The sequence below is a fragment of the Mycobacterium sp. genome, from assembly GCF_047975165.1.
Classification (GTDB): domain Bacteria; phylum Actinomycetota; class Actinomycetes; order Mycobacteriales; family Mycobacteriaceae; genus Mycobacterium.
In genome coordinates this window covers 1-11,812 of the sequence record NZ_JBKECZ010000088.1, presented here as the reverse complement: position 1 = coordinate 11,812, position 11,812 = coordinate 1, and the positions used below count along the sequence as shown (strand labels likewise).

General features: G+C 69.1%; 12 protein-coding genes. 5 read left to right on the top strand and 7 right to left on the bottom strand.

All coding sequences use genetic code 11. From position 1 onward, the window contains the following. Window positions 1-133 precede the first annotated feature (133 nt). From ACK5M9_RS09235 to ACK5M9_RS09220, 4 genes are all read right to left on the bottom strand, one after another. Window positions 134-775 carry a DUF2561 family protein gene (locus ACK5M9_RS09235; RefSeq protein ID WP_416892868.1) on the bottom strand — a complete coding sequence of 214 codons (642 nt, stop codon included), beginning with the start codon at window positions 773-775 and terminating at the stop codon, window positions 134-136. Next, window positions 775-1,707, bottom strand: coding sequence for an MmpS family transport accessory protein (locus ACK5M9_RS09230; RefSeq protein ID WP_416892867.1), 933 nt, complete (start codon window positions 1,705-1,707; stop codon window positions 775-777). Before ACK5M9_RS09230 ends, ACK5M9_RS09235 begins: the two co-directional genes overlap by 1 nt. 180 nt (window positions 1,708-1,887) lie before the next feature. Further along, window positions 1,888-2,307: a cytochrome c oxidase subunit 4 gene (locus ACK5M9_RS09225; protein WP_416892866.1), complete on the bottom strand. Its 420-nt coding sequence runs from the start codon at window positions 2,305-2,307 to the stop codon at window positions 1,888-1,890. A gap of 8 nt (window positions 2,308-2,315) precedes the next feature. Next, complete coding sequence (locus ACK5M9_RS09220) at window positions 2,316-3,338, bottom strand: cytochrome c oxidase subunit II (protein ID WP_416892893.1); 1,023 nt, start codon at window positions 3,336-3,338, stop codon at window positions 2,316-2,318. Window positions 3,339-3,584: 246 nt separating this feature from the next. Here ACK5M9_RS09220 and asnB point away from each other — a divergent pair, with 246 nt between their 5' ends. Next, a complete protein-coding gene (asnB, locus tag ACK5M9_RS09215; protein WP_416892865.1) occupies window positions 3,585-5,585 on the top strand; it encodes an asparagine synthase (glutamine-hydrolyzing) in 2,001 nt (666 codons plus the stop codon). Window positions 5,586-5,738: 153 nt separating this feature from the next. On the opposite strand, the gene ACK5M9_RS09210 is transcribed toward asnB, so the two are convergent. Beyond that, entirely contained in the window at window positions 5,739-6,728 is a 990-nt protein-coding gene (locus ACK5M9_RS09210) for a carbohydrate kinase family protein (RefSeq protein WP_416892864.1), read from the bottom strand. A 240-nt stretch (window positions 6,729-6,968) separates the two neighbouring features. On the opposite strand from ACK5M9_RS09210, the gene ACK5M9_RS09205 reads away from it, so the two are divergent. Then, window positions 6,969-7,592, top strand: a complete 624-nt coding sequence (locus ACK5M9_RS09205) for a hypothetical protein (RefSeq protein ID WP_416892863.1) — start codon at window positions 6,969-6,971, stop codon at window positions 7,590-7,592. A 63-nt stretch (window positions 7,593-7,655) separates the two neighbouring features. Here the strand turns inward: ACK5M9_RS09205 and ACK5M9_RS09200 are convergent, their stop codons facing one another. Together ACK5M9_RS09200 and ACK5M9_RS09195 are read right to left on the bottom strand one after the other, a co-directional pair. Next, the gene (locus tag ACK5M9_RS09200; protein WP_416892862.1) at window positions 7,656-8,012 is read right to left on the bottom strand and encodes a HesB/IscA family protein; all 357 of its coding nucleotides are present in this window, start codon (window positions 8,010-8,012) and stop codon (window positions 7,656-7,658) included. Between the two features lie 83 nt (window positions 8,013-8,095). After that, window positions 8,096-9,172, bottom strand: coding sequence for a glycerate kinase (locus tag ACK5M9_RS09195; protein WP_416892892.1), 1,077 nt, complete (start codon window positions 9,170-9,172; stop codon window positions 8,096-8,098). A 226-nt stretch (window positions 9,173-9,398) separates the two neighbouring features. Here ACK5M9_RS09195 and ACK5M9_RS09190 point away from each other — a divergent pair, with 226 nt between their 5' ends. The 3 genes from ACK5M9_RS09190 to ACK5M9_RS09180 all read left to right on the top strand — a co-directional run. After that, window positions 9,399-10,031, top strand: a complete 633-nt coding sequence (locus tag ACK5M9_RS09190) for a DUF3043 domain-containing protein (RefSeq protein WP_416892891.1) — start codon at window positions 9,399-9,401, stop codon at window positions 10,029-10,031. Window positions 10,032-10,087: 56 nt separating this feature from the next. Beyond that, complete coding sequence (locus tag ACK5M9_RS09185) at window positions 10,088-10,981, top strand: nicotinate-nucleotide--dimethylbenzimidazole phosphoribosyltransferase (RefSeq protein ID WP_416892861.1); 894 nt, start codon at window positions 10,088-10,090, stop codon at window positions 10,979-10,981. 123 nt (window positions 10,982-11,104) lie between these two features. Continuing rightward, a partial coding sequence (locus ACK5M9_RS09180) for a PPE family protein (RefSeq protein ID WP_416892860.1) occupies window positions 11,105-11,812 on the top strand: 708 nt, incomplete at its 3' end.

The window sequence follows — 11,812 nt, the reverse complement described above, 5'->3', positions numbered from 1 at the left end:
GGCGCTGGGCGCCGGGCGCCGGGCGCCGGGCACGAGGCGTTCGCGAGCGTAACGGGGCTGCGGTTTCGCGCTCCGAATTTCGCCCTGGCGTTACGCTCGCGAGCAAGCGGGCGCGGCTTGCCCACCGGCTTGGCTACTGCCGCCCTGCCTGCCCTTGACGCAGCTGGCGCACGTAGAACCACTCGGTCACCGGCATCCCCACGGCGATCGCACCGGCGATGCCATAGCTCACCCACGAAGCCCCGTCCTTGCCCGCAGCCATGAAGTAGGTGGCCAGGGCCGCACCGGTCAGCGCGGCCCCCAGCACGGCGGTGAGCGCGACGGTTCCACGCATCCACACCCGGTCGACTGCCTCGCCCGACCATTGGTCCGGTGCACCGGCAGCCTTGCCGGGTTCGCCGCGCGCCGGTTCGGCCGTGCCGGGTTCTGCACGCTTCACCGCCGCCCTGGCGGACCCGCTACCCAGTAACGCCTTCGACCGGACGACCGGCCCTTCCGGGGTGATCTTGCGGGCCTTCAGCAACACCGGGATCGCTCCGGCGATGACCAGGGCGGAGACAACGATCACCGCATACAGCACCCAGGAGGTGGCCGTGCTTCGCGGTGTCGTATGGTACCCGCGGCCAAGGTCGGCAAGGGCAACGCCGGCGGCCACGCTGACTCCGACCAGCACCAGCCAGATCGCCGCACAGACCCCGACCATCACACGGTCGAGGACTTCCGGATCGATGACGGGATCCGTCCCCCGCCGGTATGCCGAATACCTGCCGACCATCAGCAGCTTGTCCGCGGGGAATCGTTGGTGTTCGACGACAGCACCGTTCCATCACTGGTGACGATCGAGCAATTCAGCCGGCTGACGTGGAACATACTGGTTGCCTGCACCGAACCGACATCTGATTGCGAGATCGGGGTTACCGTCATCGACCACGGGATATAGACGTTGTGCTGGGTCCGCCGCCGGCCCGAGGCGTCGACGTAGGTCACGGAGATGATGTCGCCCGGGGCCTTGGTGCCGGTTACCGAATAGGTGACTCTGCGGGGTCCGGTCGGCTTCGGAGCTGCCGCCGGTGGAGGCGGGGCCGGGGCTGGGGCTGGGGCTGGGGCTGGGGCTGGGGGCGCAGCCGCCGGGGGGGCTGGGGCTGGAGCCGGGGCTGGTGGTGGCGGGGGTGGCGGCGGCACGGGTTCGGTCGGCCTCTCAGGTGGTGGTGGGGGTTCGTTGGGCGGCTCGGGCGGCGGCTCAAGTGTCAGGGGAAGTTCCTCGGTGGGGGTGATCTCGTCCTGCATCTCACCCTGCGATGGTGGCGGCGACGACACCGCCGTCTCGCCGGGGCCGGCGAGCTTGCCGGGATCTCCCTTGGTCACCAGTATTGACACCGCGGCAACCAGGGCGATCGCGGCGGCAATCGCGGCGACGCCGACCACCCAGGGCCAGCGAGGGGCGGAGGCCTCCCTGTGGCGACGCAAGTCCTCGTATTCGTCGTAGTCGTAGAGGACCAGATCGGCCGGCAGGAAGGCACCGCTGACGAACCGTTCGGATTCCGGAGCCGAATACGCACGCGAATACGCCTCCGTTTCAGTCGTCGGAGCCGGATAGTCCCCCGCGCCCCCCGCATCCCCCGCACCCGCGTCGTCCCCGGTGGATCCGGGGTCGGCCAACTCGTCCGGCGAGTCGGGCTCGTGTCCCGGCGGATGCGGCCCACTCATGTCTGCCTACCCTGTCCATCTGCCCGACCGGCGCGCGGGGCTTCGCTGTGGCGTCCTCGCGTGCGCGGTCGGTTACCTATGGTGCCTCGGCAAACCCTACCCAACAGGCCTGGACACAGGCGCCCCGGCGAACGGACCGATGGGCAACTGATGCCCGGATTGTGACCTTTTCAGATCAACTCAGTGCTTCTCGGCTCCGACGTAGTATTCGAAGACGAATCCGGCTACCGCACCCAGGACCATCACCGCACCCGCGAAAACCAGCCAGTACAGCCACAGCGCCAATCCCACCGCCGTCACCGATGCGGCCAGCGCGACCAGCAGCGGCCACCAGCTCGCCGGGCTGAAGAAACCCAACTCCCCTGCGCCGTCACTGATTTCGGCCTCATCATAGTCTTCGGGGCGGGTGTCGAGTCGACGTGCGACGAACCGGAAAAAGGTCGCGATGATCAACGCCAGACCGGCGGTCAACGCGAGCCCGGTCGTACCCGCCCACTCCACGCCTCCGGTGGCGTACCTTGCGGTCAGCACTCCGTAGACCACGGTCATCACCACGCAGAATAAGGCGACGAACTCGAATATCCTGGATTCGATGTGCATGGGTTGTCCTAACCTCGTGGGCTCGGGGCCAATTCGCCGCGGCGGGCGTCGAACGGGTGGGTGGTCACCGCCAGCGGCGGCTGGTTGATCGCCACCAGCGCTTGCGCATTCGTCTTGCCGGCAATTCGCTGTTGCAGGTAGGCGACGAAGTCAGCCGGCTCTACCACGCGGATCTCGAAGTTCATCATGGAGTGATACGTGCCGCACAACTCGGCGCAGTGCCCGACGAACGCCCCGGTCCTGACGATCTCCTCGACCTGGAACTTGTTGATCGAGTTGTTGGCCGCCGGATTGGGCATCACGTCGCGTTTGAACAGGAACTCCGGCACCCACCAGGCGTGGACGACGTCGGCCGAGGTCATCTCGAACTCGATGCGCTTGTGGGCCGGCAGTACCAGGACGGGAATTTCGTCGCTGGTTCCCAAGGTCTCGACCTTGTCGAAGTTCATGTAGGTCCGGTCTTCGGAGTTGCGCCCGCGCACGGCGCCGACGAGTTCCTCGCCGTGGCTGTCCTTGCCTTCCGGCTTGGAGGTCATCGCCAGCTTCTTGGCTTCGTCGGCCCCGTCGTAGTTGAAGGTGCCGTCCTTGAAGGCGACGCGCTGGTATCCGAACTTCCAATTCCATTGGAACCCGGTGACGTCGACGACGACCTCGGGATCCTTGGACAGGTCGATGATCCTGTCCTCCACGATGATGGTGAAATAGAACAGGACCGAAATGACGAGGAACGGAATGGCCGTGAGCACCAGCTCCAGCGGCAGGTTGTAGCCGAACTGCCGCGGTAGTTCGGTGTCGTTCTTCTTCTTGCGGAAGAAGGTGGTCGACCAGAAGATCAGCCCCCACACGATGGCGCCGACGACCAGGGATGCGATCACCGCCGAGATCCACAGTTGCCGGTTGAGCTGGGCCTCCGGGGTAATGCCCCTGGGCCAGCCGAGCGCCAGCCCGTCCTGCCAGGTGCATCCGCTCAGGGTGACTGCCAGCACGCCCAGCGTGGCGACGAACACCAGGGGCCGCAGCCGGCGGGACATCGCCCGCACACCGCCGAAATGCTCCCCTGAACTGCGCTGAGGCAAGCTGTGCGAACGATCGAACCCGCGAGGTGTCACGTTGGCGCCTCCGTTATCACAAGCTGGGCCGGCTGGCCGCTGGCTAATTCGTTTGTTGAATACTACGCAGCGTAGACCACCTAGCCTGCGAGGGCGACGATTGGGCTGCCTCGCGCCCAAATCGCTTGGATTCGGTGGGCGACCGGCGGTGCGGCATACTGGGGCGCCGTGTGTGGACTGCTGGCGTTCGTCGCGGCTCCGGACGGGCCGGGTGGCCCCGACGGGTCGGCTGAGTCCGGCGCCGCCACCGGCAGCGACCGGGTCGACGCCGCGATTGCCGGCGCACTGCCGCTGATGCGCCACCGCGGCCCGGACGAGCCGGGCACCTGGACCGACCCGGGCGCCGAGAGTTCGGGCAGCAGCGTCGCGTTCGGATTCAACCGGTTGTCCATCATCGACATCGCGCATTCGCACCAGCCGTTGCGCTGGGGGCCGCCGGAGACGCCGGATCGCTACCTGCTGGTGTTCAACGGCGAGATCTACAACTATCTGGAGTTGCGCGCCGAACTGCGCGACCGGCACGGCGCCGTGTTCGCCACCGACGGGGACGGCGAGGCCATCGTCGCCGGCTACCACTACCTGGGCGCCGATATCCTCCCTCGGCTGCGCGGCATGTTCGCCTTCGCGGTGTGGGATACCGTCACCGGCGAGCTGTTCTGCGCGCGCGACCCGTTCGGGATCAAGCCGCTGTTCACCGCGACCGGTCCCGGGGGGACCGCGGTGGCCAGCGAGAAGAAGTGCCTGCTGGATATCGCCGACCTGATCGGGGTGGACGTCGGCCCCGACGCGATCGACCGCCGGGCGGTTCAGCACTACACCGTCCTGCAGTACGTGCCCGAACCCGAGACGCTGCACCTGGGAATCCGCCGGCTCGAATCGGGCTGCTACGCAACGGTCCGGCCCGGCCGCGACCCGGTGATCACCAGGTATTTCAGGCCGCGCTTTGCCGCGGTGCCGATCACCGCGGGCTCCGAGCAGGCCCGCTACGACGAGATCACCGCGGTGCTGCACGATTCGGTGGCCAAGCACATGCGCGCCGATGTCACCGTCGGATCGTTCCTGTCCGGCGGGATCGACTCCACCGCGATCGCCGCTCTGGCCATCGGCCACAATCCGCGCCTGATCACCTTCACCACCGGTTTCGAGCGAGAGGGCTTCTCCGAGCTCGATGTCGCGGCGGCGTCCGCCGAAGCCATCGGGGCCCGCCATGTGGCCAAGGTGGTCAGCGAGACGGAATTCGTCGCCGCGCTGCCCGAGATCGTCTGGTACCTCGATGAACCGGTTGCCGACCCGGCGCTGGTGCCGCTGTTCTTCGTCGCCCGCGAGGCCCGCAAACACGTCAAGGTGGTGCTCTCGGGCGAGGGCGCCGACGAGTTGTTCGGCGGCTACACGATCTACCGGGAGCCGTTGTCGCTCAAGCCGTTCGGTTACCTGCCCGGGCCGGTGCGCCGGTCGATGGGCACAATGTCCAGGCCGCTGCCGCAGGGGATGCGGGGCAAGAGCCTGCTGCACCGCGGATCGCTGACGCTCGAGGAGCGCTACTACGGCAATGCCCGCAGCTTCTCCGACGCGCAACTGCGCGAGGTGCTGCCCGGATTCCGCCCGGACTGGACCCACACCGACGTCACCGCCCCGATCTACGCCGAATCCTCCGGCTGGGATCCGGTGGCCCGCATGCAGCACCTGGACCTGTTCACCTGGCTGCGCGGCGACATCCTGGTCAAGGCCGACAAGATGACCATGGCCAACTCGCTGGAGCTGCGGGTGCCGTTCCTGGACCCCGAGGTGTTCGCGGTGGCGTCGCGGTTGCCGTATCGGGCCAAGATCACCCGGGCCACCACCAAATATGCGTTGCGCCGCGCGCTGGAACCCATCGTTCCCGCGCACGTCCTCAACCGGCCGAAGCTGGGGTTTCCGGTTCCGATCCGGCATTGGCTGCGCGCCGGCGACCTGCTGGAGTGGGCCTATGGGATGGTCGGCTCCTCGCAGGCCGGACACCTTGTCGACCTGCCCGCGGTGCACCGGATGCTCGACGAGCACCGGGCCGGCGGCGCGGATCACAGCCGCCGGTTGTGGACGGTGCTGATCTTCATGCTCTGGCATGCGATCTTCGTGGAGAACAGTGTGGTGCCGCGGATCAGCGAACCGGTCTACCCGGTCGAGCTGTAGCGTTGCCGCTGGCCGCCGGCCCGCCCCCTGCCCCCGGCCCCCGGCCCCCGGCCCCCGGCCGTCGGCAGTCGGCCCCCGGCAGTCGGCCGCCGGCCACCACCCGCCGCGAGCGTAACGCCAGTGCGAAATCCGGGGCTCGAAATCGCAGCCAGGTTACGCTCGCGAACTCTGGGGCAACACCGCGGCGATCTCCGCGGCCGCTTCGTCGCCGTAGGCGCCGGCCAGCCGGGCCACCGCGGCCGTACGGTCCCAGTGCCACTGCTGGGTTCCGGTCGACTCGAGCACCAGCACCGCGACCAGCGACCCCAGTTGGGCGGACCGCGCCAGGCTCAGGCCCGCGCTGCGCCCGGTGAGGAACCCGGCACGGAATGCGTCGCCGACGCCGGTCGGGTCGGTCTGGCTGGTCTCGGGGACAACGCCGACACGCACCGTGGTTCCGTCCGGGTCGACGATGTCGACGCCGTCCTTGCCCAGCGTGGTGACCCGCAACCCGATCTGCGCCATCACCTCGGCTTCGGACCATCCGGTCTTGGACAGCAGCAGGTCCCACTCGTAGTCGTTGGAGAACAGGATGGCGGCGCCGCCGATGAGCTGCTTGATCTCGTCGCCGGAAAGCCTGGCCAGTTGCTGGGACGGGTCGGCGGCGAAGGGCAACCCCAGGGTGCGGCACTCATCGGTGTGCCGGACCATCGCCTCGGGATCGTTGGCGCCGATGATCACCAGCTCGGGGGCGCCGACGGCCGACACCACATCGGCGAGCTCGATCTCCCGGGCCTGCGACATCGCGCCCGGGTAGAACGAGGCGATCTGGGCCATGGCGTCGTCGGTTGTGCAGGTGAACCGGGCCGTGTGCGCAGTGGCGGAGATCAGCACGTGGTCACAGTTGACGCCGTGGGACTGCAGCGAGTCCCGGTAGTCGGCGAAGTCGGTGCCGGCCGCGCCGACGAGCACGGCGTCGCCGCCGAGGACACCGATGGCGAAGGCGATGTTGCCGGCCACTCCCCCGCGGTGCACCACGAGGTCGTCGACCAGGAAGCTCAGCGAAACCTTGGCCAGGTGTTCGGGCAGCAGCTGCTCGGAGAAAAGGCCGGGAAAGCGCATCAGATGATCGGTGGCTATCGAACCGGTTACCGCTATGGTCACTGAATCTCCGTCCTTGTCCGCCTAGCCAATACGCCTAGGCCGTCAAGCCTCTCATGGACGCCGGCGCGGCGCCCGGGGAGTAGCCGCAGCCCGAAAGCGCTTCCGGCGGCAGCACGTGCGCTAGCCTGCCTACAGCATTCATCCGGTTCACGCGCAGCCGGGATGTCCGCGCAGGGGTGTCCGCGCGGATGCCGTCTCACCGACCGATGCCGTCTCACCGACCAGGGTAGGAGAACGAACATGGCAGGTCCGTACCCCCCGGGAGACGCGGCGGGCGGCCCCCCCTACCCCGGCCGGCCCTATCCGGGGCCCCCGACACCCCAGGCACCCCAGGCCCCCCAGGCCCCCCAGGCCCCCCCTGCACCGGTGGCCTACCCGCAGCGCCAGCCGAAACGCCTGCTCATCGGCGTTCTGCTGGCGACCGCACTGGTGGCCGCCGTCATCGCGGCCATCGTCTTGGGAATCCGCGCGAATGGGCCGAATACCGGCGGCTTCTCCGACGGGGCGGCCCGGTCCGCCATCCAGTCCTACCTGGACGCCCTGGCGAACAAGGACACCGGCGTCATCATCGACAACGCGCTGTGCGGAATGGCCGGCGCGGTCAAGGACAAGCGCTCCGACCAGGCGCTGGCCAAGTTGAGCAGTGACGCCTTCCGCAAGCAGTTCTCGACTGTCGAGGTCACCTCGATCGACAAGATCGTCTACCTGTCGCAGTACCAGGCCCAGGTGCTCTTCACGGTGACCGCTACACCCGTCTCCGGCGGACCGTCTCGCCCCGACCTGCAGGGCATCGCGCAGGTACTGTCCCAGAACGGGCAGACCCTGGTGTGTTCGTACGTACTGCGCACCGCTCGGCCACACTAGGCGTAATGGCCAGGCAGGCGTCAACTCCCCCGGCGGACCCGAGCCGGACGTGCGCCAACCGCTCTAGTTGAACGAGTCCCCGCAGGCGCACGAACCGCCGGCGTTGGGGTTGTCGATCGTGAAGCCCTGCTTTTCGATGGTGTCGACGAAGTCGATCGAGGCGCCGTCCACATACGGGGCGCTCATCCGGTCGACGGTCAGCGTCACGCCGCCGAAGTCCGCGGTCAGGTCCCCGTCCAGGGTCCGGTCGTCGAAGAAGAGGTTGTAGCGCAGGCCGGCGCAGCCGCCCGGCTGGACCGCGATCCGCAATGCCAGATCGTCGCGGCCCTCCTGGTCCAGCAGGGATTTCGCCTTGGTGGCGGCGGTCTCGGTCAGGATCACACCGTGGGTCTTGGCGGTCGACTCATTCTGCACCGTCATTGCTATTCCTACCTGCCTGTCCTTACCTGCCTGAGCGCCGGGAACTCGTCGTCGCCCCCGCGCGCGATCGTTTCGCAACCGGTTCAACGGTACCCCGGCGGCCCGGTATTCCCGAGCCGCGCCGCCACCTCCGAGGCCAGCCCCATCAATTGGTTAGCCGCGTCGGCCAGCGCCAATCGCACCGATCCGGCGTATTCGGACATGGCCTGTGCGGACATGATTCCCGACGTGCGGGTGGTGAATTTGTCCACCTCCACCTGCCCGGCCAGCACGATGACCGGAATCCCCTCGCGGCGGGCGGCGGCGGCGATCTCGCCGACGACTTTGCCGTGCAGGGATTGTTCGTCGAAGCGCCCTTCCCCGGTGAGGATCATGTCCGCCTCGGCCAGGTCGCTGGCGAAGTCGGTGAGTTCGGCAAAGATCGCGGCCCCGGATTCACAGCGGCCGCCGACTGCCAGCAGCGCGGCGCCGATACCACCGGCGGCACCGGCCCCGGGTTCGGCACTGACGTCCCGGCCGCCGACGGTGTCCAGCACCAGCGCCCACTCCTGGAGCCGAGCCTCCAACTGCGCCACCGTCTCGGCGTCCGCACCCTTCTGCGGTGCGAAGACCCTGGCCGCACCCCACGGCCCGAGCAGCGGGTAATCGACGTCCGAGGCGGCGATCACCTCGACGCCGGCCAGCCGTCGGCGGGCCGCGTCTATGCCGCCGAGCTCGTCGAGCATGGCTTCTCCGCCGTCGGTGCAGGCACTGCCGCCGAGGCCGATCACGATGCGGCGCGCCCCGGCTGCCAGGCCGGCGTTGACGAGCTGGCCGACTCCGCGGCTGTGGGCGTGCAGCGCGGTCTGCGGCGTCGGGTCGCCGCCCAGCAGCGCCAGTCCGCAGGCCTGCGCGCATTCCAGGTAGGCGGTCCTGGTGTCGGCGTCGAATACCCACGCGGCGTCGACACCGGCGCCCAGCGGCCCCCATACCGGCAGCCGTTGCAGTCCTCCGATGCGCCGGGCCAGTACCTCGATGAAGCCGGGGCCGCCGTCGGATTGCGGCGCAACGATGAACGAGTCCGCCTGCCGGGAGCGGCTCCAGCCGGTGGCGATGGCGGCCGCGGCGTCCACCGCCGATAGGCTGCTGCCGTAGCAGTCCGGGGCCACCAGCATCCGCATCGGCGGTAGCTGTAGGCTGCCGGGTCCCAAGCCGCCAGCAGCCTCGTCGGACCCCCCCGAACCGTTCATCACCGCCAGCGTAGGTCCAGCCGCGTCGGGGCCGCGCGTCGGCTTGCCACGATGCGGTGTCCGGTCCATCTTCACGCCTGGGCGAAGTAACCTGGCTGCTGTGAAACTGCTGGGCCGCAACAAGGAATCCGACGACGGCGCCGACGGCGACAACACGGTGGTGGCGCCGGGCGAGGCTGCCGGTGCCGGCGAGTCAGCCGCCCCGAAGGCCCGGGCCACCAGCCCCAAGGGCCGGCCGACCCCCAAGCGCAGCGCTGCCCGGCAGACCAGGAAGGGCCCGGTCGCCCCGGCTCCGATGACGTCCGCGCAGGCCCGGGCGCGGCGCAAGTCCCTGGCCGGACCGAAACTCAGCCGCGACGAGCGCCGGGCCGCCAAGGCAGAGCGCCGCGAACGCATGGCCGAGCGCCGCGAACGCATGATGGCCGGCGACGAACGCTACCTGCTGCCGCGCGATCAGGGCCCGGTGCGCCGGTACGTCCGCGACGTGGTGGACGCCCGGCGCAACCTGCTCGGGTTGTTCATGCCGGCGGCGCTGTTGCTGCTGGCGGTGATGTTCGGTATGCCGCGACTGGAGCTCTACATGTCGCCGGTGATGATGCTGCTGATGCTGCTGATGACCATCGACGGGATCGTGCTCGGCCGCAAGGTCGGCAAGCTGGTGGACGCGAAGTTCCCGGACAACACCGAAAGTCATTGGAAGCTGGGCATCTATGCGGCGGGCCGGGCCTCGCAGATCCGCCGGATGCGAACACCCCGCCCCGACGTCGAGCGTGGCAGCCGTGTCGGATAGCCGACAGCCGTCCCCCGGCCGCCCGCCCCGGCATGCGCCGTGACGACGATGCCGTCGTGATCGGGTTTCCGGCCGTAGGGTCCCCCGACGTCCAGGGCACCCCCGCCGGCCCGGCCCAGGCCTCGGGCACCCTGGGCAGGCTCGGGAACCTGGCCGTGTGGGTGGCGGCCTGCCAGGGGCAACACCCGCCGCACCAGTTCGAGCGTGCCCGGGTGGTGCTGTTCGGCGAAGGTCACGACACCACGCTGATCGACGCTCTGGCGCACCTCGGCGGCGCGACCGTGCGGGTCGCGGGCCTGGGAGCGGATCTCCCGTCGGAGCCCCGATCCGAGGAGTCCCGGGAGGAGACGATTCGCGCCATCGGCGCGGGCCGGCGGATTGCCGACGAGGAGGTCGATGCGGGCGCCGACCTGCTCATCGCAGGCGCCCCGGGCACCGGCACCACCGTTGCCGCCGCGACTCTGGTGGCCGCACTGACGAACACCGAGCCGGTCGCCGTAATCGGCTTCGGGGCCGGTCACCGTGTGGACGATGCCGGCTGGTCGCGCCGGACGGCGGCGGTGCGCGACGCGCTGTTTCAGGCGACGCCGGTGCTCGACGATCCGGTCGGGTTGCTGGATGCCTGCGCCGGCGCCCACGTCGCCGCGATGGCGGGCTTCTGCGCGCAGGCCGCGATCCGCCGCACCCCGCTGCTGCTCGACGATATGGCGGTCACCGCCGCGGCACTGGTCGCCGAGAAGCTGGCGCCCGGTGCGCGGCAGTGGTGGCAGGCGGGGCACCGGGCCGGCGGGCCCGGTCATTCCCTGGCGCTGGACGCTTTGGCGTTGGAGCCGGTCCTCGACCTGTCTGTGATGCGCGGCCATGGTGTTGGCGCGGCGGTGGCACTGCCGATCCTGCGCGCCGCGGTGGCGGCGGCGTCCTCGACGGCCGCCTCATGGGGCCAATATTGATCGTTGACCTGGCATTTTCCTCGAAGGCACCACATTTTTCCGAAATCGTGGCCCGTTCCGTCCGGAGTCGGGTAGAGTCGCCTACGCCACGAACGAACTTGCGACTTAGGGGAAGAAACCAACATGAGTTTTGTGGGATTGCCACCGGAGATCAATTCGCTGCGGATGCTCCTCGGGGCCGGCTCGGCGCCGATGCTGCAAGCGGCCGCAGCCTGGAACGGCCTGGCCGAGGAACTCGGCTCGGCCGCCAGCTCCTTCTCCTCGGTCACCTCGAACCTGACCGGCCAGGCCTGGCAGGGCCCGGCCGCGGCCGCCATGGCCAACGCCGCCGCCCCCTACACCGCCTTCCTGGAAGCCGCCTCCACCCGTGCCCTGGGCGCCTCCGCCCAGGCCAACGCGGTGGCCAGCGCGTTCGAAACCGCCCGCTCCGCGATGATCAACCCCGAGGCGATCGCCGCCAACCGCAACGCGTTTGTGCAGCTGGTGCGCTCGAACTTCCTGGGCCTCAACGGACCCATGATCGCCGCCGCTGAAGGCATCTACGAAGAATTCTGGGCCGCCGATGTGGCTGCGATGTTCGGCTACTACGGCGGCGCCTCGGCCGCGGCCGGGCAACTCGCCTCCTGGAGCCAAGCCCTGCAGGGCCTGCCCGGTATCGGCGCCGCGGTCGGCAGCGCCGAAGCCGCCTTGACCAACTTGGGTGCGGGCAACCAAGGTGTCGGCAACCTCGGCATGGGTAACAACAACCTGCCGCTTCCGAAGAACATCGCCACCGGCGCTACCCTCGGCGGCTTTGGCAATGATCCCCTTGATCCTGTTCCTCTCGGTGGT